The 26,118-nt window shown below is 61.6% G+C and carries 16 protein-coding genes; 8 read left to right on the top strand and 8 right to left on the bottom strand.

What is annotated here, in order from left to right; all coding sequences use genetic code 11:
* The first annotated feature begins 15 nt into the window (after positions 1-15).
* The 4 genes from LIX93_RS07565 (at position 16) to LIX93_RS07580 (ending at position 3,137) form a co-directional block, all read left to right on the top strand.
* Positions 16-795: a TatD family hydrolase gene (locus LIX93_RS07565; protein ID WP_226503693.1), complete on the top strand. Its 780-nt coding sequence runs from the start codon at positions 16-18 to the stop codon at positions 793-795.
* A 360-nt stretch (positions 796-1,155) separates the two neighbouring features.
* Positions 1,156-1,791 (top strand): TetR/AcrR family transcriptional regulator, encoded by a 636-nt coding sequence (locus tag LIX93_RS07570; RefSeq protein ID WP_226503384.1) that lies wholly within the window; start codon positions 1,156-1,158, stop codon positions 1,789-1,791.
* A 115-nt stretch (positions 1,792-1,906) separates the two neighbouring features.
* Positions 1,907-2,509: a DUF4823 domain-containing protein gene (locus LIX93_RS07575; protein WP_226503385.1), complete on the top strand. Its 603-nt coding sequence runs from the start codon at positions 1,907-1,909 to the stop codon at positions 2,507-2,509.
* A gap of 73 nt (positions 2,510-2,582) precedes the next feature.
* Positions 2,583-3,137: a DUF1285 domain-containing protein gene (locus LIX93_RS07580; protein WP_226503386.1), complete on the top strand. Its 555-nt coding sequence runs from the start codon at positions 2,583-2,585 to the stop codon at positions 3,135-3,137.
* A 67-nt stretch (positions 3,138-3,204) separates the two neighbouring features.
* On the opposite strand, the gene LIX93_RS07585 is transcribed toward LIX93_RS07580, so the two are convergent.
* Complete coding sequence (locus LIX93_RS07585) at positions 3,205-4,965, bottom strand: bifunctional diguanylate cyclase/phosphodiesterase (protein ID WP_226503387.1); 1,761 nt, start codon at positions 4,963-4,965, stop codon at positions 3,205-3,207.
* Between the two features lie 222 nt (positions 4,966-5,187).
* Positions 5,188-7,269, bottom strand: a complete 2,082-nt coding sequence (locus tag LIX93_RS07590; protein WP_226503388.1) for a carboxy terminal-processing peptidase — start codon at positions 7,267-7,269, stop codon at positions 5,188-5,190.
* A gap of 139 nt (positions 7,270-7,408) precedes the next feature.
* Between LIX93_RS07590 and LIX93_RS07595 the strand changes: the two genes are divergently transcribed.
* The gene (locus tag LIX93_RS07595) at positions 7,409-8,371 is read left to right on the top strand and encodes a zinc-binding dehydrogenase (protein WP_226503389.1); all 963 of its coding nucleotides are present in this window, start codon (positions 7,409-7,411) and stop codon (positions 8,369-8,371) included.
* A gap of 161 nt (positions 8,372-8,532) precedes the next feature.
* Here LIX93_RS07595 and LIX93_RS07600 read toward each other — a convergent pair whose 3' ends face one another.
* The 3 genes from LIX93_RS07600 to LIX93_RS07610 all read right to left on the bottom strand — a co-directional run bounded on the left by LIX93_RS07600 (position 8,533) and on the right by LIX93_RS07610 (position 13,548).
* The gene (locus LIX93_RS07600) at positions 8,533-9,891 is read right to left on the bottom strand and encodes an HlyD family type I secretion periplasmic adaptor subunit (RefSeq protein WP_226503390.1); all 1,359 of its coding nucleotides are present in this window, start codon (positions 9,889-9,891) and stop codon (positions 8,533-8,535) included.
* A 2-nt stretch (positions 9,892-9,893) separates the two neighbouring features.
* Entirely contained in the window at positions 9,894-12,080 is a 2,187-nt protein-coding gene (locus LIX93_RS07605; RefSeq protein WP_226503694.1) for a type I secretion system permease/ATPase, read from the bottom strand.
* 109 nt (positions 12,081-12,189) lie between these two features.
* Entirely contained in the window at positions 12,190-13,548 is a 1,359-nt protein-coding gene (locus LIX93_RS07610) for a TolC family outer membrane protein (protein ID WP_226503391.1), read from the bottom strand.
* 519 nt (positions 13,549-14,067) lie between these two features.
* On the opposite strand from LIX93_RS07610, the gene LIX93_RS07615 reads away from it, so the two are divergent.
* Positions 14,068-19,587, top strand: a complete 5,520-nt coding sequence (locus LIX93_RS07615; RefSeq protein WP_226503392.1) for a retention module-containing protein — start codon at positions 14,068-14,070, stop codon at positions 19,585-19,587.
* Positions 19,588-19,643: 56 nt separating this feature from the next.
* Here the strand turns inward: LIX93_RS07615 and LIX93_RS07620 are convergent, their stop codons facing one another.
* The 3 genes from LIX93_RS07620 to LIX93_RS07630 all read right to left on the bottom strand — a co-directional run bounded on the left by LIX93_RS07620 (position 19,644) and on the right by LIX93_RS07630 (position 23,157).
* The gene (locus LIX93_RS07620; protein WP_226503393.1) at positions 19,644-21,602 is read right to left on the bottom strand and encodes an EAL domain-containing protein; all 1,959 of its coding nucleotides are present in this window, start codon (positions 21,600-21,602) and stop codon (positions 19,644-19,646) included.
* An 89-nt stretch (positions 21,603-21,691) separates the two neighbouring features.
* Positions 21,692-22,282 carry a transglutaminase-like cysteine peptidase gene (locus tag LIX93_RS07625; protein WP_226503695.1) on the bottom strand — a complete coding sequence of 197 codons (591 nt, stop codon included), beginning with the start codon at positions 22,280-22,282 and terminating at the stop codon, positions 21,692-21,694.
* A 287-nt stretch (positions 22,283-22,569) separates the two neighbouring features.
* The gene (locus LIX93_RS07630; RefSeq protein ID WP_226503394.1) at positions 22,570-23,157 is read right to left on the bottom strand and encodes a YecA family protein; all 588 of its coding nucleotides are present in this window, start codon (positions 23,155-23,157) and stop codon (positions 22,570-22,572) included.
* Positions 23,158-23,412: 255 nt separating this feature from the next.
* On the opposite strand from LIX93_RS07630, the gene recQ reads away from it, so the two are divergent.
* Together recQ and LIX93_RS07640 are read left to right on the top strand one after the other, a co-directional pair.
* Positions 23,413-25,542, top strand: coding sequence for a DNA helicase RecQ (recQ, locus tag LIX93_RS07635; protein WP_226503395.1), 2,130 nt, complete (start codon positions 23,413-23,415; stop codon positions 25,540-25,542).
* Positions 25,543-25,643: 101 nt separating this feature from the next.
* On the top strand, positions 25,644-26,075 hold the full coding sequence (locus LIX93_RS07640) for a MarR family transcriptional regulator (RefSeq protein ID WP_226503396.1): 432 nt from the start codon (positions 25,644-25,646) through the stop codon (positions 26,073-26,075).
* Positions 26,076-26,118: the final 43 nt, after the last annotated feature.

Genomic DNA, 26,118 nt, shown 5'->3' on the forward strand with positions numbered 1-26,118 from the left:
TCTGCCGATAGCCGTTTGCTCGTTGATTCCCACTGCCACCTCGACCGCCTCGACCTGACCGCCCACGACGGTTCGCTGGACCGCGCGCTGGATGCCGCGCGGGCCCGGGGTGTGAAGCATTTCCTCTGTATCGGGGTGAGTGCCGACAACGCTGCGGCGGTGAAAGCCTTGGCCGATCAGTATGACGATGTGGATTGCTCCGTCGGCATTCACCCGCTGGACCTCAAACCTGGCGAAGCCCCTGCGCTGGACTGGCTGCTGCGCGAGCTGGACCACCCGCGGGTCGTCGCCATCGGCGAGACCGGCCTGGATTACCACTACGAGCCCGAAGCTGCGCAGCTGCAGCAGGCGTCGTTCCGCTTGCACCTGCAAGCGGCCAACGCCACCGGTAAGCCGGTGATCGTGCATACCCGCGGCGCGCGCGCCGATACCCTGCACCTGTTGCGTGAAGCGCAGCTGCCACAGGGCGGTGTGCTGCACTGCTTTACCGAAGATTGGGACATGGCCAAGGCGGCGCTGGACCTGGGCTTCTATATCTCGTTGTCCGGCATCGTCACCTTTCGCAATGCCGACGCCCTGCGCGATGTCGCGCGGCAGGTGCCGGCCGATCGTCTGCTGGTCGAGACCGACTCGCCGTATCTGGCGCCGATCCCGTACCGCGGCAAGCCCAACCTGCCGCAGTACGTGCGCGAGGTGGCCGAGTACCTGGCCATGCTGAGAGGTGTGCCTTACGAGGATTTCGCGGCGCAGACCACCGAGAACTTCAAGCGTCTGTTCCCGTTGGCGCACCTTTAAGAGCTTCGCGGGCAGAGCCGTTGGCCATCACACCGAACCATCAGGCAAAAAAAACCCGGGTTCTGGGGGGTGAATCCGGGTTAAGACCATTAGGAGTAAAACAAAGGCGCGCGGTCCATCGACACCTTTATTGCCACATCACTTGGGGGATATGACGCGTCAACACCCTTGAGTATCGTTGAGGTTTGCCACCGCGCCAGTGGTAATTGATCGTTTTTTAAACAATTTTGAAATAGGCGCGCCGCTGCTCAGCACCAACGCCCTAGTCACACGTAAAGTGCTCCTATCAACGGATGATCCGTGCAATTTCACGCCAGACAGGCATAATACTTCGCTTCGATTTTGACCCAGTCCTTCTTTATGCAGAAAGAACCCCGCAAGGTCCGCGAGTTTCGACGCCGCGAACAGGAAATTCTCGATACCGCCCTCAAGCTCTTCCTCGAGCAGGGGGAGGATAGCGTCACGGTGGAGATGATCGCCGATGCTGTGGGTATTGGCAAAGGCACGATCTACAAGCACTTCAAGTCCAAGGCCGAGATCTATCTGCGGCTGATGCTCGACTATGAGCGTGATTTGAACCAGCTGCTGTTGTCGTCCGACGTGGAGAATGACCGCGAGTCCTTGTCGCGCGCCTATTTCGAGTTTCGCATGCGTGATCCACAGCGCTATCGCTTGTTCGATCGCCTCGAAGAGAAAGTCGTGAAGGGCAATCAGGTGCCGGAGATGGTCGAGGAGTTGCACGCAATCCGTGCCTCCAACTTCGAGCATCTGACCCAACTGATCAAGGGTCGCATCGACGAAGGCAAGCTCGAAGACGTGCCGCCGTATTTCCACTATTGCGCCGCCTGGGCCCTGGTGCATGGCGCGGTGGCGCTGTATCACTCGCCGTTCTGGAGCAACGTGCTGGAAGATCAGGAAGGATTCTTTCAGTTCCTGATGGACATCGGCGTGCGCATGGGCAACAAGCGCAAGCGCGATAGCGATCCGGTGGCCTGACGCGCAAAAGAGCCCAGTGCAGCATCGTTAATTTTTCTCTCGTCCCCGGACTGGCGCAAAAGCTGCATCACGCCGCTTATTCGCCGGTTTTTCGTCGCCGGTCTCTGGAGGAATGATGCGTAATCTGCTCTTGGTACTGGCGCTCGCGGCGCTGGGCGGTTGTATGAGCGTCAGCGACATGGGTACGGTCGCCCACGATCAGTTGAGCGATGCCGGGGTGCTGGATCACAGCGAAACCAAGCGCTCGACCAATTTCCGTCTGCAACCGGACTCGTTCATGTTCATCGCCCAGGGCGCCTTCGTACCGCCTGGCGGCTCCTACCCGCGTCCTAACGTCGTAGCGGAGGAAGCCTTCAACGGCTTTATCCAGTACTTCCCCATGGTCCGTCGCGCCCGTGCTCCTGAAGGCCTGGACGACGCCATGAACGAGGCCCGTGAAGCCGGCGCTCACTACCTGCTGTATACACGCTTCGCCAATGCCGATGATCGCATCGGCACCACCGACGAATGGCAGGACCAGGAAGCCGTCGATCGCCTCGGCGTCGACCACGCTGTCATTCAGGTGATGGTGATCGAGACCAGTACCCGTTATCTGATCGACACCGCGACCATTCGTCTGCGAGGCGGTTTTCTGACGTTGTACGACAAAAAACCGCAGGATTTGCTTGGGCCGCCCCTGACCGATTACGCTCGACGTTTGCTGGGTGTAGAGCGCTAGACCAAGGCAGGCAATCCGCTTGCTCCCTGGCCATGACGCGCACTACCCCAGCGGCGTATTCGAGGAGCAAGTGATGACAGACGCCAGCCATCTATTGGCGCAGATTCCCCCAGCCAAGGGGCCCGCACCTGTGCATCTGTGGAACCCGGATTTTTGCGGCGATATCGACATGCGCATCGCCCGCGACGGCACCTGGTTCTATCAGGGCACGCCGATCGGCCGGGCGCCCATGGTGCGGCTGTTCTCCACCATCCTGCGGCGTGACGGCGATGATTACTTCCTGGTGACGCCGGTGGAGAAAGTCGGCATCCAGGTCGAAGATGCGCCGTTCGTGGCAATCCGCCTGGAAGTTGAAGGGCAGGGCGAGCACCAATGCCTGCGCTTTTTCACCAATGTCGATGATCACTGCGATGCCGATGCCGAGCACCCGCTACGCGTGCATATCGATGCCGCCAGTCAGGAACCTTCGCCCTACGTGCGGGTGCGCACCAACCTGGAGGCGTTGATTCATCGCAACGTCTTCTACCAATTGGTGGATCTGGCGGTCACACGTCGGATCGACGGCCAGCCCTGGCTTGGCGTATGGAGCCACGGTGAGTTCTTTCCTATCGGACCAGAGCCTGACTGATCTGTAATTTTCACGGGCCTCTTCGCCGCCGCACGCGCCCGTACAGATTGCACCGGTGTCAAATGCCTCAAACCACAGCGCTCGCGGCGTCAATCACATGCACGCTGTATCCCGGCACCTTCTTGGCCAGATGCTTGGCCTGTGACGCCATTTCCGCCAGCACCTGAGCGTCCAGCGCGGGGCAATCGCGAGCGTGCAGATCGACGACACCGATGGACAGCGACAGCAGCGGGAATTCCTCGCGCACGCCCTGGCGGTTATGGCTGACGAAGTACCCCGCGTCCAGGTGCTCGGCGCGGTAGAACCGCCGGCACTGCATCTGGAACTCCTCGAACAGCTGCCCCAACCGCTTGCGCCAGTCGCTGGAGCCGAGCACCAGCATGAAATCGTCACCACCGATGTGTCCGACGAAATCGCGGCTGGGTTCGATTCGCTCGCTCAGACAGTGCGCCAGGCACAGCAGCACTTCATCGCCGCGCGCGTAGCCATACAGGTCGTTGTAGGGTTTGAAGCTGTCGATATCGACATAGCAGATCGCGGCGGTCTGGTTTTGCTGCAACAGGCGCGTCAGGCACTGCTGGATCGGCACGTTACCAGGCAGCAGCGTCAGCGGGTTGGCATAGCGCGCCTGCTGGATCTTCAGTTCGGTGATCAACTTGAGCACGTCGATCACCCGTCCGAGGCCCAGGTAACGCCCGTTCTGGGTGATGATGAAGTCTTCTTCGATACGCTGGCGCGCGCGGCTGGTGATCAAGCGGCTGACCTGTTGCAGAGAATGACTCAACTCCACGGCGAGGAAATCATCGGTCATCAACCGGCTGATCGGCTTGCGGGCATACAGCTCGGTGGCAAAGGGCTTGAGCAGCGCGTCCGACAGCGAATGCCGATGCACGATACCGACCGGGCGCTGCTGGTCGTCGAGCACCGCCAGCGAGTTGAGGTTGGCTTGCAGGCGAAACGCCTCCAGCACCTTGGGCGTTGGCGTGTCGCTGGGCACTGCCGCTTGATCGTTCAGCAGGTCGGACAGGTCGCGGCGCTCCTCGGTCAAGGAGGGCTGGCCGCTGTCCAGTTGCGGCAGCAGGCTGCGGGCATCCCGGGGCGGCGTTTCCTGCGGGCGGCACAACAAATAGCCCTGGACCAGATCGACACCCATGTCGCTGAGCACAGCCAGCTCTTCGACCAGTTCTATGCCCTCGGCAATCACCACCGCACGTGAGGCACGGGCCATCTGCAGAATGGAGCCGACGAACTCGCGCTTCACTGCGTCCTGATGGATGCCGTCGATAAAGTGCCGGTCGATCTTCACGTAATCGGGGCGCAGCTCTGACCACAGGCGCAGGCTCGAATAGCCCGCGCCCAGATCATCCAATGCAATCGAGAAGCCCATGGCGCGGTAGTGATGCAGGGCCGTGTGGAGCAGGTCGAAGTCGTCGGTCGGGGTTTGTTCAGTGAGCTCGATCACCACCTGGCTGGGCGAGATGCCGTAGCGCTGCAGCAGCGACAAGGTACGCCCTGATTGATGCAAGGGCTCGAGCAGCGACTCGGGGGAGACGTTGAGGAACAGCTTGGCGTCGAGTTTCTGTTCGCTGAAGCTGCGGCAGGCTTTTTCACGGCAGGCCATTTCCAGCTCGCTCAGACGCCCGGCATGGCGGGCGGCGGCGAACAGGTTGATGGGCGAATGCAGCGGGCTGTTCGAAGGGCCGCGACTCAGCGCTTCGTAACCGAGAATGCGCCGCTCGGACAGGGACACGATGGGCTGGAACAGGCTGTGAAGGCTGCCTTGGGCCAGGATCGTCCCGAAGGCGCTGAGCTGCTCGGTAATGGTCATGAAATCCTCACTGATGTGGGATACCGACTCCCAAAAATGTGGGAGTGGGCTCTGCCCACGAAGCTTCACGGGCAGAGCCCGCTCCCACAGGGATTATGAGTGTGTCTAAAGTAGAGATTGCAGGCATAAAAAAACCGGGCGCCTGTTAGGCGCCCGGCTATTTCACGACAGCTTCATGACTGTTTGATGACGGATCGCCATCATTTAGCTTGCTTCATCGCACTACTTCTTGGCCACCGTGGTGTTCAAGCGCAGGTAGTCCAGCAGGATACGCCCGGTTTCGCTCAGGTAGGCGTCGTTCTCGGGTTTGGAATCGTTCGGATCCGTCGCCGGGGCGTCTTCGTCTTCCTTTTTCAGCTCGGTCAATGGCGCTTCGCCCTTGGCCTTGCGACGGGTATTTTCGAGGGCCAACTGCTGGTTCTCGATGTCGGTGTGCTGCTTGCGACGCACCGCTTCGTTGAGGCTGACGGTTTTTTCTTCCATCAGCTTCTGCGCCAGGGCCAGGCGATCGCGGATGAAGATGAACTCCGGATCGTTATCGGTGCGCTTGTCATGCAGCGCCTTGAGCTGGGCCAGGAACGGCTTGAACGGATCGGTTTCGGGCTTGATCGCCGGGCGGATGGTGTCCCACGGCATGGCTTCGGGCAGCGCGCTTTCGCCGATTTCCTTGGTATCGATGATCGACGGGTAGGCGATGTCCGGCAGTACGCCCTGATGCTGGGTGCTCTGCCCGGAAACCCGGTAGAACTTGGCCAGGGTCAGTTTCAGCTCGCCATGGTTGAGCGGCTGGATGGTCTGCACCGTGCCTTTGCCGAAGGTCTGGCCACCGATGATCAACGCGCGGTGGTAGTCCTGCATGGCGCCGGCGAAAATCTCCGAAGCCGAGGCGGACAGGCGGTTGACCAGCAGCGCCATCGGGCCTTTGTAGAAGGCACCAGGGCTCTCGTCCTCGAGCACATCGACGCGGCCGTCGCTGTTGCGCACCAGCACGGTCGGGCCTTTCTCGATGAACAGGCTGGTCAGCTCGGTGGCTTCCTGCAGGGAGCCGCCGCCGTTGTTGCGCAGGTCGATGACCACGCCGTCGACGTTTTCCTTCTGCAGCTCGGTCAGCAGTTTCTTGACGTCGCGGGTGGTGCTCTTGTAGTCCGGATCGCCGGCGCGGAAGGCTTTGAAGTCGAGGTAGAAGGCCGGGATCTCGATCACCCCGAGCTTGTAGTCTTTGCCATCCTGCTTGAGATTGAGGATCGACTTCTTGGCGGCCTGTTCTTCGAGCTTCACCGCTTCGCGGGTGATGGACACGATCTTGCTGGTCTGGTCGTTCGGCGCATTGGTATGCGGGATCACTTCCAGGCGCACCACGGAGCCCTTGGCGCCGCGGATCAGCTTGACCACTTCGTCCAGGCGCCAGCCGATCACGTCGACCATTTCCTTGTCGCCCTGGGCCACGCCGACGATCTTGTCGGACGGCGCCAGTTGCTTGGTCTTGTCGGCAGGGCCGGCCGGTACCAGGCGCACGACCTTGACCTGATCGTTATCGCTCTGCAGCACCGCGCCAATGCCTTCCAGCGACAGGCTCATGTTGATGTCGAAGTTTTCCGCGCTGTCAGGCGACAGGTAGTTGGTGTGCGGATCGTACGACTGGGCGAAGGTATTGATGTAGGCCTGGAAGATATCCTCGGCGCGGGTCTGGTCCAGGCGCACGAGTTGATTCTTGTAGCGCTTGACCAGCAAGTCCTGGATGGCTTTCGGGTCTTTGCCGGCAATCTTCAAACGCAGCACTTCGTCCATGACGCGTTTGCGCCACAGGTCGTCGAGTTCTGCCTGATCCTTGGGCCACGGGTCGTTCTTGCGATCGACTTCGAGGGTCTGATTGCCGTTGAAGTCCATCTTGTCGACGCCCTTGTCGAGGATCGTCAAGGCAAAGTCCAGACGCCCCTTGACGCGATCCAGGTAGCGTTTGTAGATGGTGAAGCCCGCGTCCAGATCGCCCTTTTTCAGGAAATCGTCAAACTGGGTTTTCCATTTGTCGAATTCGCTGATATCGCTGGCCAGAAAGTAGCTGCGCGAGGGATCAAGCAGCTTCAGGTAGCTGTCATAGATGATGACCGAACGGGCATCGTCCAATGGCGGCTTGCTGTAGTGATGGCGTTTGAGGAGTTCGACGACGTTGAGGCTGGCGATTACCTCATCGCGATCAGGCTGCAACTTGTCCCAGCTGTTGTCGGCAAAAGAATTGGCCGACATCGACAGGGTGCCGAGGCCAATGCACAGGGCGAGGGCGGAACTGGGTAAGAAATGCTTCATGCTGATTCGACGCGGGGGCAATTGATAACGCATATTAGGCCGTCTTTGAATTCGCCGGTTCCGTTGAAGCCGGACGCATAATGCGAAAAGCCCGGCGCCAAGGCGCCGGGCTCAGTCATGAGTCAACTATGGAGGCACTGTGAAGGCATTGCAAGGCGTTGAAGGACATGTCGAGTGGGTTGAGCGTCCAAGCCCCACCCTTGATGCAGGTCAAGTGAAGATTCGCGTCGCCGCGGCGGGGCTCAATCGTGCCGATCTGCTGCAGCGCGCGGGTCACTATCCGCCACCGCCAGGCGCCAGCGATATTCTCGGACTCGAGTGTTCGGGGATTATCGCCGAAGTGGGGCCAGGGTCGTCCTGGCAGGTGGGTGATCGGGTCTGTACGTTGCTGGCCGGTGGTGGGATGGCCGAGGAAGTGGTGGTCGATGGCCGTCACGTGTTGCCGGTGCCGGAGGGCGTAAGCCTGATCGACGCGGCGGCGATTCCAGAGGTCTACGCCACGGTGTGGCTCAACCTGTTCCAGCTGGCGGCGCTCAAGCCGGGCGAAAAAGTGCTGCTGCACGCCGGTGCGAGCGGTATCGGCTCGGCGGCGATCCAGCTGTGCAAGGCGTTCGGCAACCCGACCTGGGTGAGCGTCGGTTCGGCCGAGCGGCTGGCTTACTGTGAGGCTCTGGGCGCTCAAGGGGGTGTGGTGCGCAGCGTCGATCTGGAGGCGTTGCGCGACCTTGGGCCGTTCGATGTGATCCTCGATCCGGTGGGCGGCAACTACGCCGAGCTGAATATCCAGGTGGCGGCGCTGGATGCGCGCTGGGTGATGATCGGCCTGATGGGCGGCACCAAGGCGCAGGTCGATCTGGGCGCGGTGCTGGGCAAGCGCATTCACCTGCTGGGCTCGACGCTGCGCAGCCGCAGCGATCAGTTCAAGGCCGATCTGCTCAGCGATCTGGGCCAGCATGTGTGGCCGTTGTTCACCGAAGGGCGCTTGAGCCCGCAGGTGGTACGAACCTTCCCGATCGTCGATGCCGAAACCGCCTTCGATGAGTTGGCCGGTAATCAGATCAGCGGCAAGGTGGTGTTGATTGTTGATGAGACGCTGATCTAGGTGATCATGAAAGATTCATGAAACCTGGGTTTTTGCCAGTCTTGCTGGCCTATTCGCGGGCAAGCCTTGCTCCCACAGGTGTAATTCATAAGAGCTGTTTGCACTGTGGGAGCAAGGCTTGCCCGCGAAAGGGCCGGGGCAGCCAAAAATAGTCCGCTGACTCACCGCTCGCGTAACGATTCGGTCCGCGCCTTGAGTACCGGCTTGAGCACGTAATCCAGCACGCTTTTCTCGCCGGTGATGATGTCCACCGTCGCCGTCATGCCGGGGATGATCAACAGCGGCTTGTTGTCACCGCCCAAATGATTGAGGTCGGTCCTTACCTGAATCAGGTAGAAGCTGTTGCCCTTTTCATCGGTCACGGTATCGGCGCTGATCAGTTCCAGCTTGGCCTTGAGCCCACCATAAATCGTGTAGTCGTACGCGCTGAACTTGACCATGGCTTTCTGGCCAGGGTGGAGGAAGGCCACGTCTTGCGGCCGTACCTTGGCTTCGATCAGCAGATTGTCTTCCATGGGCACGATCTCGAGCATGTCGCTGCCCGGTTGAACCACGCCGCCGATGGTGTTGATCTTCATCTGCTTGATGATGCCTTTGACCGGCGACACCACCGTGGTGCGCGTCACGCGGTCATCGATGGCGATGGTGGTGGCGGTGATCTTGGCCAGCTCCGTGCGCTTGTCGTTGAGGTCCTTGGAGGCATCGGAGCGAAAGCCCAGTGTCGACTCTTGCACCTTGCTGCGGATCTCGGCGATGGCCGCCTCGGCGCGGGGGATCGCCAGGCTGGTGGCATCCATCTGTCCACGGGCTTCCACGGCGCTGCGCTTGAGGCGCAGGATCTCTACCGGCGAGACCGCGCCGGATTTGATCAGCGGCGTCGACATGTCCATTTCCTGCTGCAGCAAGGCCAGGCTGTTGCGGTACTGCGCCTGCTTGGAGCGGAACTCGGCCAGCTCTTGAGTCTTTTGCACCAGTTGCTGATTAAGGGTGTTCTGTTCGCTGGCCAGCTTGCTCTGGCGCGAGGTATAGAAAGCCATTTCGTCAGCGGCCACCTGCGGCGCCTTGGTCTTGATTTCATCCGACACTACGAACGGTTTGCCGGTGGCTTCAGCCGCCAGGCGATCGACCTGGGCCATCAAGGTGTAGCGATCGGCTTCGCTTTCACCACGGTTGGACAGGTAGCGGGTATCGTCGAGACGCAGCAGGGTGTCGCCTTTTTCGACCATCTGGCCTTCGCGCACCAGGATTTCCGAAACGATGCCGCCCTCCAGGTTCTGGATCACTTGCACCTTGCTCGAAGGGATGGCCTTGCCTTCACCCGTGGTGACTTCCTCGATCACCGCCAGCTTGGCCCACACCAGTGCGGCAACGATCAGCGCCGCCACCACCCAGACGGTGAGTCGCGAGCGCCGTGGCGAATCGTTGAGGCCGGCGCTGGCCAGCTCGGGCATGAATTCCCGTTCGCCGGTCTTGCCGAAACTGTCGAGGTAGCCGCGCAGGCCGCCTGTTGAATGACTCATGTTCAGCCCTCCTGAGCGGGTGCAGTGCCGACGCGACCTTTGCGCAGCGCTTCGATGACGGTCTCTTTCGGGCCGTCGGCGACGATGCGGCCGTTGTCCAGCACGATCAACCGATCGACCAGGCTGAGCATGGTGGTGCGGTGGGTGACCAGCAGCAGAGTCTTGCCCGGTATCCACGCATGCAGGCGCTGGCGCAGCAGGTCTTCACTGCTGTTGTCCATGTGGCTGGTGGGTTCGTCGAGGACCATGATCGGTGGCTCCAGCAGCATCGCCCGAGCCAGCAGCACGGCCTGGCGCTGGCCGCCGGATAACAGCTGGCCACGTTCACCCACTGGGCGGTCGAAGCCTTGCGGGTGCTGCCGGGCCAGCTCGCTGACGCCAGTCAGTTGCGCGACTTCGAGCATGCGCGCATCACTCACATAGCGCGCGCCCAGGGTCAGGTTGTCACGCAGGCTGCCCGCCAGCAGCGGCAAGTCGTGGGCGACATAGCCGATCTGCTGGCGCAGGTCGGCCACATCCAGCTGGCGCAGGTCGAGGCCGTCGAGCAGGATCTGCCCTTCGGCCGGCTCGTAGAAGCCCATCAACAGGCGCGCCAGGGTGCTTTTGCCCGAGCCGCTGCGGCCGATGATGCCGACCCGTTCGCCGGGTTTGATGCTGAAACTGACAGCGCTGAGCGCCGGGGTATTTTGCCCGGCATAGCTGAACACCACCTGGCTGAGGCCGACACCGCCCTGCAATTGCGTGCGATCGAGAGGGCGTTGCTTGATGTCCCGTTCTTGCGGCAGGGCCATCAACTGATCGGTGCTGCGCATGGTCAGCTGCGCTTGTTGATAACGGGTGATCAAGCCGGCGATCTGGCCCAGCGGCGCGAGCACGCGGCTGCCCAGCATGTAGGTGGCCACCAGCGCGCCGACGCTGAGGTTGCCGGCGATGATGCTGTAGACCCCAGCGACGATGGTGCTCATGCCGCAGAACTGCTGGATGAACAGCGTGCCGTTGGTGGCCAGCGCGGCGAGGTCGCGGGCGTGGCCGTCGAGGCGGGTGAGGGCGCCGTGGGTCGACTCCCAGTGATGTTGGCGCTCGCTCTCGGCATTGCAGGCCTTGAGGGTTTCCAGGCCGCCGAGGGTTTCGATCAGCAGGGCCTGGCGTTCGGCACCCAGCGTCAGGCTTTTTTGCACGGTGTCGCGCAGGCGGATCTGAATCAGCAAGGCGAAGATGATGGTGATCGGAAACGCCAGCACCGGGATGATCACCAGCCAGCCGCCCAGCAGGCCGATCACCACCAGCATCAGCACCGCGAACGGCAGGTCGATGATGCTGGTGAGGGTCACGGCAGTGAGAAACTCGCGCAGGCCCTGGAAGTCATGGATGCTCTGAGCGAAGCCACCGATGGTGGCTGGGCGGGCCTTCATGGCCATGCCGGTGATCCGCTCGAACAGCGTCGCGGAGAGGATCAGGTCGGTCTTTTTACCGGCCTGGTCCAGCAGGTGTGCACGCACGACGCGCAGGATCAGCTCGAAGCACGTGCCCACTAGCAGGCCCGCGGCCAGTACCCACAGAGTCGAGGTGGCCTGGTTAGGGACCACGCGGTCGTAGGTCTGCATGACGAACAGCGGCACCATCAGGCCCAGCAGGTTGATCATCAGGCTGGCCAGCAAGGCGTCGCTATAGAGCCAGCGCGACAGCTTGAGGGTGTCGCGAAACCAGGAATCGACCCGTGGCATCAGTGGAGTGCGCAGGTCTTCGAGTTCATGTCGTGGGCGAGCGAACAATGCCTCGCCAGTGTAGACGCTGGCCAGTTCCTCACGGCTCAACCACTGTTCGCCGCCTTCGGCTTCGCTGGGCAGAATCAATGCCCGGCCATCCTCGCCCCAGCGCCGCAGTACCGCGCAACGGCCCTCCTTGAGCAGCAGCAGTACGGGCAGATTGAGCGCGTTGATGCTGTCCAGCTCGCGGCGCAACACCCGTGCCTGCAGGCTGGCGCGCGCGGCGGCGCGGGGCAGCAGATCCTTGCCCAGGCGTTGCTGAGCCAGCGGCAGACCCGCGCTGAGGCTGGCGCGGCTGACCGTGCAGCCGTGCAACTTGCAAAGAATCAGCAGGCCATCGAGCAGCGGATCGTCGAAAGACTGCCTCGGGTCGCTGCCGGTCGGTACACGCTCAGGCGTGGGGTCGGGCGTGGGGCTGTGCATCTTGGTCAACGGTTCTACTCCAGCGGTACTTCGGCCAGGACTTCTTTTGCGCGAATCGGCGGCGCCCCAAGGCGCTACCGACTCGCTACAGCGGCGCTACAGGCGCCGCTCAACGCATCTCCGGCAAGAGCTGTGCTTCGCTTTTGATTTCGGTCTGTGCAATGGCCTCTGGTGGCAATACCACCCGGGTCTTGGCCACCAGGTCGCCCATGTTGGCCAGCACGCGGTACATCGCGTATTCCTCGGTATAGCGCACTTCGACATAACGGCTATTGGCGGTGTAGAGCTCGTTCTCGCTGTCGAGCAAGTCGAGCAGGGTCCGCTGGCCGAGGCCGAACTGATCCTGATAGGCGGCACGTACGCGCGTGGTGGTCTCGGCGTACTCGCGGGCATAAGGGGTTTGCTGGCGGGCGTTGAGCATGGCGTTCCAGCTCAGCGACATGTTCTCGTTGAGTTGGCGCAGGGCGTTGTTGCGAATGTCCATGGCCTGATTGATCTTGTAGGCATCGGACTGCAGCCGGGCCTTGTCGCCGCCGCCGCGAAACAGGTTGTAATTGACCACCACGCCGGCACGCCAGCTGTTGTTGTGGCCTTCTTCGCCCGAGATGTTGTTGTTGGCACCCACCGCCAGTTCGCCGTCAAGTCGCGGATAGAACGGTGACTTGGCCACTTCGTATTGACTCTCCGCCGCCTGTACGTCGGCCTGCGCCGATTTCAGATAGGGGTTGTTGCTCATCATGTCCTTACGCGCGGCCTGGAGATCGGTGGGCAATTCGCCCTTGATCGACGGGGGCGTTTCCAGCTCATCGGGCATGCGCCCCACGGCACTGTAGAAATTGGCCTCGGCATCGGAGAGGTTGACCTGCGCGGTGTAGAAGTTGTTTTCCGCCAGCGCGCGACGGGCGCGGGACTGGTCGGTGTCGGCGGTGCTGCCGATCCCTTGCTGGCTGCGCAAGCCGATCTGATCGTTGATGCGCAAGTGAGCTTGCAGGTTGTTTTTGGCCAGCGTCACCAGCTCGCGCTGCTTGAGTACTTCGAGGTACACCTGGATGGTGCGCAGGGCCAGGTCTTCGGCGCTGCCTTGTACGTAATAGGCGCGCGAGGTAGACACGGCCGAAGTGCGGGCCTTCTCGTTAGGCGTATTGAAACCATCGAAAAGCATCTGACGCAGGCGCAGTTCCGACTGGGTGTAATTCAGGCTTTCGGTGTGGTGACCGCCCTGGAAGCGGGTGGTGGGATTATCCGAGCGTTCACGCCCATAACCGCCTACCAGATCGACCGTGGGCAGATAGCCGCTGCTGGCGACTTTGCCATCTTGGTCGGCAGACAATCGATTATGAATATTGGATTGCAGGTCGGGGTGGAAATCGATGGTGGTCTGAATCGCTTCCTGCAGGCTCATCGCTTGAACATTGGCGCCCATCATCGCTAACAACATAGCGCTGCACAGAGGGGTCAAAACGCGCATTGGGTACTTCTCCGTGTGAAGGTCTTATAATGGGCGTCAGAAATCTGACTGAGACCCATCGATATTTGATTGGAGCTTGTAACACACTATCGCAGAACAAGTTTTCCCAGCGCTAAGACGAAATTAGAATAAGCCTTATGCGAAAATAAACTTATACGTGCGGCACCTTTACCGACATTGTTAACTCAAAGACGCAGCTGATAACTGCGCCCAGCTTGGTGTTGGGCGCAACTTGGAAAGTTCAATAATATTTGTGGCGCAAAAGGCAGGGGAACTGACCAGGAAGGGGAAGGAAGTGCAGGGCGACAGGATTTTGTCAGGGAGGCATGATTCTTGTAAGGCCATGCACATTCCGATCAAAGAATCTTTGAACTGAATGTCGTTGAATTTATTCATATTTTGTTCTGTAGTTAGACTCTTTGACAGGGCCGCCATCGTGTGGTGCCTGTCACTCTTGTGTCTGTCCCGGTCCTTGCCCATAGCCTGACTGCCACGCGCGCGTGGCAACGGAGAATGGCAATGGCAGTATTGATCGGTGTGGTGAAAGGTGTGATCGGGCAGGTGTTCGTGATTCATAGCGATGGTTCGCGGCGGGCCGTGGCCGACGGCGAACGCCTCTTCGCCGGCGACACACTTGACACCGGCACTGCGGGTGCAGTGGCCGTTCATCTGACCAATGGTAACGAGCTCACCCTCGGGCGTGGCAGCAGCCTGCAGCTGAGCCAGCAGTTGTTGAGCGACCAGCCGCCGAACATCGTCGTTCATGATCAGGCTACGGCACCCGATGGATCGCAGCTGACTGAAGTGCAGCAGATCCAGCAAGCCATCGCTGCGGGTGCCGACCCGACTCAAGTCCTCGAAGCCACCGCCGCCGGCCCGACCGGCACTGGGGTATACACCAACACGCCCCCCGGCGACCTCGGCGGCGGCCACAGCTTCGTGCTGTTGACCGAAACCGGCGGCAGCGTCTCGCCGACCGTCGGCTTCCCGACCATTGGTCTGGGCTTCGATTTGCTCAACGCCCAAGAACCCGTGGGCGACCTGTTCCAGACTGCCGATGCGGGCGTTACCACGCCTGTGGTCCCGCCGGTCATCGTCCCGCCTGATGTCCCGCCCGTCACGCCGCCGGTGGTAGTCCCGCCCGATACCCCGCCAGTGACCACCCCTACCGACAACGGCATCACCTTCGTCGACCTCTACCGCGACGGCGGCGAGCAGCGGGTATTCGAAGCCGACCTGCCCAACGGCACCAACACTGCGCAAGGCAAAGGCGGCGACCTGACCCGCACCGACGTGTTCAGCGTGGTCGCGCCAGACGGCCTGGCCTCGCTGACCATCGATGGCGTGCAAGTGGTCAGTAACGGTGTGCTGGTCAGCAACACCGGCGACGGCACGGTGCAAATCGTCGGTCAGTTGGGTAATACCCTGACCATCACCGGCTACAACGCCAGCACCGGCGTGTTCAACTACACCTACGTGCTCTCGGTCGATCAACAGAACAATCAAACCACCAGCAATACCGAGCTGTCGGAAGATTTCCACCTGGTGGCCAGCGATACCGATGGCGACGCTGGCGATGCCTGGCTGAACGTGCGCATCACCGACGACAGCCCGATCGCCAATAATGACGTCGGCAGTACCGTGACTCAGCAATCCCCCGAGATCACCGGCAACGTGGTGGCGAACGATTTCGTCGGCGCCGACACCAATGCCAATCCGGTCAGCATCGATCCGGCGCTCAATCCTGGCTTCGTCGTTTCCGGGCAGACCATCATCGGCACCTACGGCACCCTGACCTTGGGTACCGACGGCACCTATACCTATGTCCTCAATCCTGAAAGCGAGGCATTCCAGGCGTACAAGGACTCGGGCCTGGCGGCCAAGGAAACCTTCACCTACACCCTGACCGACGGTGATGGCGACAAGACTACCGCCAACCTGACCGTCAACATTGCCGCCAACCACGAAGTGAACTTCAACTGGCTGCACGCCAGTGGCGGCGATCTGATCTTCAGCGAGGCCGACCTGCCCAATGGCACCAGCGTCGAGCCGAACAAGGCCAGCTTCCTGACCGACCACAGCAGCGTCTACATCGACGCCAAGGACGGGCTGGCGAACCTGAGTATCGAGGTCTATAGAGACGGCCAGTTGCAGAGCACCCAGGTGGTCTCCAATGGCAATCTGGTCAGTAACTCGGTGCAGATCGTCGGCGAGTCGGGCAACATCCTGACCGTCACCGGCTACGACAAAGTCACGGGTATTCTTAGCTATACCTATGTGCTGTCCGAGGCAGTCCAGAACAATCCGCCCGCTTCGGGCGATCTGGCCAACCTGCAACTGTCGGACGACTTCAAGCTCGTCGGTACCGACACCGATGGTGACACCGGTTCGGCCTGGATCAACATCACCATCAAGGACGATGCGCCCATCGCCAGCAACGACGTTGGCGCCAGCCTGGTCACCGACAAGGCGCCGGAGCTCTCCGGCACCGTGCTGGCCAACGACAAGGTCGGCGCCGATAGCAACGCCACCCCGGTCACTATCAAGGCCTCGGACAATCCCGACTTCAGCGTCAATGGTCAGGTCGTCGAGGGCAAATACGGCACGCTGACTCTGCATGCCGACGGCACCTATGACTATGTATTGAACAGCGGTAGCGATGCGTTCAAGGAGCTGAGGGCGTCGGGGCTGACCGACAAGGAAGTGTTCAAGTACACCCTGACCGATGGCGACGGCGACTCCACCACCGCCAACCTGACCATCGATATCGGCGCCAACCATGCAGTGGTTTTCAACTGGCTGGGCAGCACCGGTGGCGACCTGGAATTCAAGGAAGCCGACCTGCCCGCCGGCACCAATACCGCATCCGACAAAGCCAACTTCCTTACCGACCACAGCAGCGTATACATCGATGCCAAGGATGGCCTGGCCAACTTGAGCATCGACACCCTCGTCAACGGCCAGACCGTGACCACGCTGGTGGTCGCCAATGGCGTGCTGGTCAACTCGCAAGGGGTGGTGGTGCCCGGTGAGTCGGGCAACAGCCTGACCATCACAGGTTACAACGCCAGCACCGGCGTGCTCAGCTACAGCTACACCCTGGCCGAGCCGGGCCACAACAATGCCCCCGGCAGCGCTGATCCGCTGGCGGAAACGCAGCTGTCGGACGATTTCAAGCTCACCGCGACCGACACCGACGGCGACACCGCTTCGGCCTGGATCAATATCACCATCAAGGACGATTCGCCCGTCGCCAACAACGATCAGGGCGACAGTACCCTGAGCACCAAGCTGCTGAGCATCGCCGGCGACGTGCTGACCAACGATCACGTCGGCGCCGACACCAATGCCAATCCGGTCACGCTGACGGACGCGAGCGGCAAGGTGGTGACCAGCCTCGAAGGCCAGTTCGGCACCCTGGAAATGGGCACCGACGGCAAATATACCTACACCCTCGACCCCAGTTCGCCGGCTTATCAAGCCTTGGCGAGTGGCCAGACGGCGACTGAAACCTTCACCTACACCTTGACCGATGGTGACGGTGACTCGACCACCGCCAATCTGGTGATCGACGTGAAGAGCGATCCCGTGCCGGTCGCGGTGGCTCAGGAGGCGACCGTCACCTCCGGTGCCACTGGTGCCAATGTGCTGCTGGTAATCGACGTTTCCAACAGCATGAACGATATCGTCAAAGGCACCGACTTGACCCGACTGGATCTGGCCAAGCAGGCAGTCGACAAGATGCTTTTGCAATACGCCGATATCGGCGATGTGAAGGTGCAGGTCACTACCTTCAACAACCAGACCCATCAGGTCAGCGGCAGTTGGGTCGATGTTGCCGAGGCCATCCGCCTGGTCAACGGCCTGACCGCGGGCGGCGGCACCAACTACGACTACGCGCTGGACGGCGCGAAGACGGCCTACGCGGCGGATGGCAAGCTGGTGGGGGCGGGCGTGCAGACCGTTTCCTACTTCGTTTCCGACGGTAATCCGACGCTCTCGAGCGACAATCCTAAAGTCACCAGCGAGCAATCCGGCAACCAGACCAATCCCAATCTGGGCGACGGCATCGACAGCGATGAAGCGGCGGTGTGGACCGACTTCCTCAAACTGCACGACATCAAGTCGGTCGCCATCGGCATCGGCAACAGCGTTCAAGCCGACTATCTGAACCCGATCGCCTTCGATGGCACCACGGGCAAGGACATCGCGCCGCAGCTGGTGCGCGATGTCACGCAGTTGCCCAATATTCTCGGTGCCACGGTGCAAGGCCAGCCGGTGGTGGGTTCGCTCACCGATGGCGGCGGCTTCGGTGCTGACGGCGGCTTCGTCAAATCGATCAGCGTCGATGGCGTGAAGTACAGCTTCGATGGCAGCAACACCGTCACCGCAGGTGCCGGCGCGGTGGCCGACAACTACCGGTATATTGCCTCGGCCCACGAGTTGGCCGTCAGCACCCAGGATGGCGGTTTGCTGCAGGTCAATCTGCTCACCGGTGCCTATACCTACACACCACCAGTGGGCGCCACGCAAGCGTTCACCGAGACGGTGCTGTTCACCCTCACCGATACTAATGGCGATGTGGCCAGCAACGCCCTGACGGTGCACGTATTGGCCGATACGCCAGTGGTCGCGCCGACGGAAACCATCATCACCAACGTGCTCGATTCGAGCATCATCGTGCCTGCGGCGGCGTTGCTGGCCAACGCGGCGGCCGGCACCCAGGTGACCAGCTCGACAACCTTCGATACAGGCTGGGGCGCAGCGCGCGGAGCCGATTTTACCAGTACCTCGACGACGCCTCTGGCGTTCCGCGGTGCAACAGCGAATCGGCTGGATCTCGAGCGCTCGGAGTTCACCGTGCGCAATGCGGCGCCGATGACTGCAGCGTTGATCGTGCTGGGCGAGTTGGGCGCGGTGGGCAGTGCCTTTGCCTCCGACACCCTCACGGTCGAGCTGAAAAAGGGCGAAACGCTGCACTTGCAGTCCAGCCTCAACGACAGCCATGCCAGCCTGGCCTGGGCGGCCGCAGACGGTACCTACACGGTGCTTGGCAAGGACGGCAATTTCACTGCGACCGAAGATGGCGTCTACAAGATTCACGTCACCAACCTGGCTGGCGCAGAAGGCACCAAGGCTGAGAGCTACCAGCTCACTCTGACCGTCGACTACAGCCATGCCACCACCACGCCGGTGCACACCGACACCTACAGCGTTGCCGACAGCCATGGCGATTCAGCCACCGGCGCATTGGCGATTCATTACCAGGCCGGTAACCATTTGGTGGGCACCGACGGCAATGATGTACTGATTGCCGGTGAAGGCCACAGCTTGCTGGAAGGCGGCAAGGGCGATGACGTGCTGGTGGCTGGCAGCCAGGGCGATGATCTGTACGGCAATGATGGCAACGATCTGCTGATCGGCGGTGCGGGCGACGACACCCTTGATGGCGGCGATGGCAACAATACCGCGAGCTATGCCAAGGCAACGGCCGGCGTGCATGTCGATCTGACCCAGGTGGGCGTCGCTCAGGATACGGTCGGGGCAGGCAGCGACACGCTGTCGAATATTCAGAACCTGATCGGTTCGGATCACAACGACTGGCTGGTGGGCGATCTTCACGACAACGTCATCACCGGCGGCAAGGGCAACGATACCTTGACCGGCGGCGGTGGCAACGACACCTTCAAATGGCAGGACGGCGACACCGGGCACGATACAGTGACCGACTTCAAGCTGGGCAGCGACACGCTGGACCTGTCGCAGTTGCTGCACGGCGAGAACTCGGTGGCCAGTTCACTGGATAATTTCCTGCAGTTCAAGGTGACCGGTACTGGCGAGGGATTGGTGTCGACCATCGAGATCAGCAGCCAGGGCAACGACATGACCACCCAGACCATCTCGCTCGAGCACGTCGATGTGGCCAGTAATTATGGCGTGCAGGTGGGGGCTGGAGGGATGGTTGCCAGCGGGCATGACACGGCGACCATCATCAGTGGCATGTTGAATGATCACTCGTTGAAGGCTGATACGGTTTAGGCCAGTAACGGGCTGCAAGCTGCAAGCGGCGAGCCACAGGCTTGCAGCTTGCAGCTTCACAGCGGCACTGGCACCCCGATCCAGCGGCCCATGGCGCCGTACACGCCTAATTCCTGCAATACCTCGAACTCTTGCGCACTCTCCACCATCTCCGCAATCAGCGGCAGATCGATGCTGCGTGTCGTGCGCAGTACCGCGTCGATGAACAGGCGTTTGTCCGGCTGTACATCGATGGCGTGGATATAACTGCCGTCGAGCTTGAGGTACGCCAACCCCAAGTGGCTGAGATTGCCGATCTGGCTGAACAGCCCGCCAAAGTGCTGCAAGCCGAACGCATATCCACTGCCGATGATCCCCCGGGCCAGAAACTGCAACGTGGCGGCGACGGGCAGGTTGCGTTCGTCGGCTTCCAGCGTCAGCCAGCGGGCCTGGGCCGGATGGGCATTGAGGGTCTCGATGATGGCGGCCATCGCCAGCGGGTCGTTGAGGGTGCTGCTGGACAGGCTCAGGGCCAGGGGTTGCGGCTGGTGCTGCAACGCCACGAGGGTATGCTCGAGCATCAGGCGATCCAGGCGGGTCGACCAGCCCAGGCGCTGAATCCACGGTAGAAAGCGCCCGGCGGCAATGGCTTCGCCGGTGTTGTCCAGTAGCCGCGCCAGCACCTTGCGGTGCACTACGGTGCCTGGGGCGGTGCACGCCACCACCGGTTGGCAATACAGCAGCAATCTGCCTTCGGTGAGTGCCGCATCGATCCAGTCGCGCCAATCATGGGCGGAGTAGGCCGGCGGATAGGGGTAATCGCTGGACAGATAATCGCTGGACACTGCCCAAGGCTGCTGTGGCTGGGCTTGGGCCATGGCAAGTGCCTGGTCCAGCTCGCGCATGATCTGATCCCGCGCCTGCCCCGGGTGATAGTCGGTGATCCCTATGAGCGCCACGGGTTGGTGATCGCTGGCACCCGTCGGGAACAAGGTCGCCACCCGTTGGCTCAGGTCAGCGGCCAACTGCTCGACATCCTGAGCGGTGATGCCCGGCATGAGCAGGCTGAATTCTCCACCGCGATTGCGCGCCGGCAGCCATTGCTGGCGATGAGGGGAGCTCATCAACTCGCGCAGCAGGTCGCCGACCGCACGTATGAGGCCATCGGTGTGCTGGCCGCCGAGGCGCTGATTGATCCCGGCCAGATCGTCAAGGCGCAGGGTCAGCATATAGCCTGGGCCGTTGTGCTCGGTGAGCAGCAAGGCCTGGGTCAGGCGCGCGTCGAGCAGGCGCCGATTGGCCAGCCCTGTGAGGCTGTCCTGGAAGGCTTCCTCCTGCAGCCGATCGCTGCGCGCGGCCTGCTCGGCGAACAGCTGCTTGAGTTTGCCGACCATCTGATTCATCGCCAGCACCACGCGGCGCAGTTCCGGGGTGCGGGGAATGTTGTCGAGCAGGCGAAACTCGCGCTGGGCGATGGCGTCGGCCTGACGCGTCATGTCGTCCAGCGGGCGCAACTGGCGGCGCAATAGCCAGCCGCCGAAAATCGCACTGAGCAGGGCACAACCGCTGAGCCAGGCGAGGCTGCCCAGGGCCATGTCCCATAATCGTCCCAAAGCGAACCTGGGATGGCTGGCCACTTGCACCTGGGCCGCCTGCTCCCAGCCACGCATGATCAGCGCCGCGCCTTGCTCGGGGCGCAGGTCCACCAGGCGCGCGAACCAGGCAGGCGCGCCGTCGTCATCGTCGGGGTCGCTGGTGCGTTCGACCATGACCTTGTGATCCTTGATATTCACCACCCGGATGCTGGCGTAGTAACCGCTATCGAAGATCGATGTGACCATCAGTTCGACCATCGCCGGGTCGTCGATATTGGCAGTAAGGGTCAATCCCAGTGCGGTGGCGGCATCCTGGGCATGGGCGCGTAACTGGTCCGTCAGTTGCGAGCGCGAGGTCTCCAGGCTGACGATGAAACTGCCACTGAACGCCACCACCAGAAACACGCAGATGGCCAGGAACAGTTGTTTGAGCAAAGACATTCATACCTCCTCGGGGCAAGGTGTGTCTGGCACTGACTGCATTCGGCCATCGACGGTGAACAACCTGTAGCGGTATTGCGGGTGCGGGGTCAGCCCTCACCGATATTGAAACCTTCATTGCGCATTTTTTTCAGTACCCCCTGCCAACGCGACAACTGTTTGGGGTCACCGCGGGTGATGGCGCCCGTGAACGGATCGATCAGAAACAACCCCTCCGCATTGAAGGCGTAAACCGGCAGCAGGTCGTGGCGCTGGGAGGCGGGGAGGATCTGGCCGATGAGGTTGTCGAGCACCAACGGATCGCTGCTGTCGCTGATGTAGTAGCTGAGTACCATGTGCGCCTGATTGAGCTTGAGCGACTTGACGTAAGTGATGCGCAGGCGTTCGGCTGGCACCCCTAGCTGGCGCAGGCTGAAATATTTGGCCAGGGCGAAATCTTCGCAATCACCAGCGCCCTTGGTCAGGGCTTCCACCGGTGTTGCCCAGTAGTCGACGACGCCCCAGATGCTGAGATCATCTCGAAATCCCAGCTGTTGATTGAAGAAGCGATTGACCGTTTCCAGTTGTTGTTGCTCCGGCTGGCGGCTGCTGTTCTGCAGCAGCTGCGCCCAGGCTTGCAGGCGCTCCTGAGCGCTGCCAAGGGCGCCGTGTGATTCGGCGAGGGCGAGTATGCGGCCCATGTCCCAGTTGGCCGCCAGGTGGCCGAACAGAGCGAGACCCACGCACAAGACAACGAGCCGAACGAAGGGACGGTTCGGCAGCCTTCTTCCTGAAAAAAACCGTCGCGGGTGAAGAGGCATGGTAAATGCGCTCTTTGGTCGAGATCAGAGGAGTCTAGGTCAGGCGGGGGAGGGCAGGAGGCGTTTCGGGAGCGATCTTTGTGGGAGTGGGCGCGCGCGTCCTGCGGCGAAGCCGTTGCAAGCTTCGCGCGCAGACCCCGCTCCCACAGGATATGTGAAGGGCTGTATCAGTGATGGCGCGGCTTGAGGATTGCCGGTTTTTCGTCCGGGGCGTTGCACAGCAGGTACAGCGCGGTCAGCGCCTCCGGGATCTGCACGATCATGTCGTCCATCAAATTGGCATCGGCGGCGATATCGGCAAACTCGGGTTGCTCGTCGAACAGCCCGGAACCGACCATGATCGGCAGGAGCATTTCGCTGACTTCGTCTTCCGCCGTCTCGAACCAGGCCGCTTCGCGCAGGAACACGCCTTCCATGAAGCCGATGCACCAGCCGCGCAGGTCCGAGTCATCCGGGTCGTCACCCAGATCCAGGTCGCAAGGTAGCTCGAACTCCTCGTCGCTGGCCAGTTGACGGGCGATGTGCGCCTTGAGGGCCAGCAGCGTCGACTCGATGGCATCGCGCTCGGTGTTGTCGGCGTAGTGTGGCTCTTCGGCGAACAGGGCGTCGATCCACTCGCGATCGGGCACCACATCGGCGCAGATCGACAGGGCAGTCAAATAGCCATGCGCGGCCACGTAATCCAGCGCTTCTTCGTGCAGCTCGTCGGCGTCGAGGAAGACTTGCAGGCGGGTGAGTTGCTCAGCGAAGGACATTGGATGACTACCTTGGGAATATACGATGGTGAATTCTAGGCTTTGTAAGGCCCGCGCGCCACCCGCGCGGCCAACTATGGGCTTACCAGCGGTCACGCGGGCGGTGCCCTGCGCTGCGGACGGGTCGGGTATACTGCTGCGGTTCGTGACCGTGGCGGTGTTCCTGTAACGCTCGCTTACGTGTTTTTTAGTGTAGTGCGGTGATTTTTCATTCAGCCTGACGGCCGAATGGTTCTGCGATTTCTGGAGTTTTTCATGCTCGAACAGGCTCAACGGGTTCTTAAGGACATCTTCGGCTACGACAGCTTCCGCGGTCGCCAGGGTGCCATTATCGAACGCGTGGCCAACGGTGGCGACGCTCTGGTGCTGATGCCTACCGGTGGTGGCAAGTCCCTGTGCTTCCAGGTGCCGGGGCTGTTGCGCGATGGCTTGGCGGTGGTGGTTTCGCCGCTGATTGCATTGATGGACGACCAGGTCGCCACCCTTGAAGAACTTGGCGTATCGGCCGCCGCGCTCAACTCCACGCTGAGTGCCGAACAGCAGCGCGAGCTGGCCGCACGTATTCGCCGCGGTGAAGTGAAAATGCTCTACCTCGCGCCCGAGCGCCTGGTGCAGCCACGCATGCTGGAGTTCCTCGGCCAGTTGCAGATCGCCTTGTTCGCTATCGACGAGGCGCACTGCGTGTCCCAGTGGGGCCATGATTTCCGTCCCGAATACCTGCAACTCGGTCAGCTGGCCGAGCAGTTTCCCGATGTCCCGCGCATCGCCCTGACCGCCACCGCCGACAAGCGCACCCGCGAAGAAATCGTCACGCGCCTGCACCTGCAGGACGCCGAGCGGTTCCTGTCGAGTTTCGACCGGCCGAACATTTTCTATCGCATCGTCCCCAAGGAGCAGCCGCGCAAGCAATTGCTGGCGTTCCTCAGCGAGCGGCGCAGCGACGCCGGTATCGTCTATTGCCTGTCGCGCAAGAAGGTCGACGAGGTAGCAGCGTTTCTCTGCGAGCAGGGCTTCCCGGCCTTGCCTTATCACGCTGGGCTGCCGTCGGATGTGCGGGCGGCCAACCAGAAGCGCTTTCTCAACGAGGAAGGCCTGATCATGGTTGCCACCATCGCCTTCGGCATGGGCATCGACAAGCCCAACGTACGCTTCGTTGCCCATATGGATCTGCCCAAGTCGCTCGAGGCGTATTACCAGGAAACCGGGCGTGCCGGCCGTGACGGCTTGCCCGCCGACGCCTGGATGGCCTACGGTCTGCAAGACGTGGTGATGCTCAAGCAGATGCTGCAGAACTCCGAAGGCGACGAGCGCCACAAGCGCGTCGAGCACCACAAGCTCGACGCCATGCTCGCACTCTGCGAGGAGACCCGTTGCCGACGCCAGGCGCTGCTCAAATATTTCGACGAAGACATGCCCAACCCTTGCGGGCACTGCGATAACTGCGTCGACGGCGTGCAGACCTGGGACGCTACGGAGCCTGCGCGTCAGGCGCTGTCGGCGGTGTTCCGTACCGGCCAGCGCTATGGCGTCGGCCATCTGGTGGATGTGCTGCTGGGCAAGGACAACGAGAAGATTCGCAGCTTCGGCCACCAGCAGCTGGCGGTCTGGGGTGTCGGCAAGGACCGCTCCGAGCACGATTGGCGCACGCTGTTCCGCCAGCTGGTCGCACGTGGCCTGGCCGACATCGACCTCGAAGGCTACGGCGGCCTGCGCCTGAGTGAAACCTGCCGGCCATTGTTGCGCGGCGAGGTGACCCTTGAACTGCGTCGCGAGCTCAAGCCACAGACCGTCGCCCGCAGTGGCGGAGGCAGCCCGGCCAGCCAACTGGTGCGTGCCGACGAACGCGAGCAGTGGGAAGCCCTGCGTGCGTTGCGGCGCAAGCTGGCTGAAGAGCACGGCGTACCGCCATACGTCATCTTCCCGGACTCTACCTTGCTGGAAATGCTGCGCAGCCAACCTCAGAGCATGTCCGACATGGCCCGCGTCAGCGGTGTCGGCGCGCGCAAGCTGGAGCGTTATGGCGAGGCCTTCCTCGAAGTGCTCGGGGGTACCGCCGAAGCGGCGCCGGTGGTTGCCGACATTCGCCACGAACTCATCAGTCTGGCCCGCGCGGGCATGACGCCGTCGCAGATTGCCGGTCAGCTCAAATGCACCGAAAAGAACGTCTACAGCCTGCTGGCCGAAGCCATTGCCGCCCAGCAGCTGTCGCTGGATCAGGCGCTGGACTTGCCTGAAGATCTCATGGCAGAAGTACAGGATGCGTTTCTCGACGGTGAAGGCGAGTTGCCGCCAGTGGCCGCCGTCGCCGAGCTCTTTGCCGGACGCGTGCCGGAGGGTGTCTTGTACTGTGTGCGCGCCGCGCTGCAGTCTGAATTCGAGGTCTGATCGCGGCGGGTTGGCGTAGTGATATCGGTATGACTATTGCGTCATGCCTGCGGACATGCTTAGCTCACTAATTATTAGTAATGTTCCTACGTGAGTCGAATATGCCGTTGACTGATCAACATCGTTTTGGAATGCAATTGGCGCAGCTGTCGCGCGGCTGGCGCGCCGAGCTCGATCGGCGTTTGATCGGCATGGGGCTGTCCCAGGCGCGCTGGCTGGTGCTGCTGCACCTGGCGCGCTTCACCGAAGCGCCGACCCAGCGCGAATTGGCACAGAGCGTTGGCGTCGAAGGGCCGACCCTGGCCCGGCTGCTCGACAGTCTTGAAGGTCAAGGGCTTGTCAGCCGCCAGGCGGTGCTCGAAGACCGTCGCGCGAAAAAGATCACCCTGAGCCCCCCGGCCTTGCCGATCATCGAGCAGATCGAGGCCATCGCCAACGACCTGCGAATTGAATTGTTTCAAGGCGTGGACGAAGAAGAGCTGCGTATCGCGATGCGTGTGCATTCGCGTATTCTCGCTAATCTGGAAAAGTAATCCCTGAGTAACGCTCAGGGTCGTGTTGGCCCTGGGCAGCCTC

The organism is Pseudomonas sp. MWU16-30317, assembly GCF_020515695.1.
GTDB lineage: Bacteria > Pseudomonadota > Gammaproteobacteria > Pseudomonadales > Pseudomonadaceae > Aquipseudomonas.

Coding starts and splice junctions, on each gene's coding strand:
- LIX93_RS07575 (WP_226503385.1), top strand. CDS start 1,907: ATGCGTAATCTGCTCTTGGTACTGGCGCTCGCGGCGCTGGGCGGTTGT.
- recQ (WP_226503395.1), top strand. CDS start 23,413: ATGCTCGAACAGGCTCAACGGGTTCTTAAGGACATCTTCGGCTACGAC.
- LIX93_RS07600 (WP_226503390.1), bottom strand. CDS start 9,891: ATGAGTCATTCAACAGGCGGCCTGCGCGGCTACCTCGACAGTTTCGGC.
- LIX93_RS07630 (WP_226503394.1), bottom strand. CDS start 23,157: ATGTCCTTCGCTGAGCAACTCACCCGCCTGCAAGTCTTCCTCGACGCC.
- LIX93_RS07610 (WP_226503391.1), bottom strand. CDS start 13,548: ATGCGCGTTTTGACCCCTCTGTGCAGCGCTATGTTGTTAGCGATGATG.
- LIX93_RS07570 (WP_226503384.1), top strand. CDS start 1,156: ATGCAGAAAGAACCCCGCAAGGTCCGCGAGTTTCGACGCCGCGAACAG.
- LIX93_RS07620 (WP_226503393.1), bottom strand. CDS start 21,602: ATGTCTTTGCTCAAACAACTGTTCCTGGCCATCTGCGTGTTTCTGGTG.
- LIX93_RS07590 (WP_226503388.1), bottom strand. CDS start 7,269: ATGAAGCATTTCTTACCCAGTTCCGCCCTCGCCCTGTGCATTGGCCTC.
- LIX93_RS07605 (WP_226503694.1), bottom strand. CDS start 12,080: ATGCACAGCCCCACGCCCGACCCCACGCCTGAGCGTGTACCGACCGGC.
- LIX93_RS07625 (WP_226503695.1), bottom strand. CDS start 22,282: ATGGGCCGCATACTCGCCCTCGCCGAATCACACGGCGCCCTTGGCAGC.
- LIX93_RS07640 (WP_226503396.1), top strand. CDS start 25,644: ATGCCGTTGACTGATCAACATCGTTTTGGAATGCAATTGGCGCAGCTG.
- LIX93_RS07580 (WP_226503386.1), top strand. CDS start 2,583: ATGACAGACGCCAGCCATCTATTGGCGCAGATTCCCCCAGCCAAGGGG.
- LIX93_RS07615 (WP_226503392.1), top strand. CDS start 14,068: ATGGCAGTATTGATCGGTGTGGTGAAAGGTGTGATCGGGCAGGTGTTC.
- LIX93_RS07585 (WP_226503387.1), bottom strand. CDS start 4,965: ATGACCATTACCGAGCAGCTCAGCGCCTTCGGGACGATCCTGGCCCAA.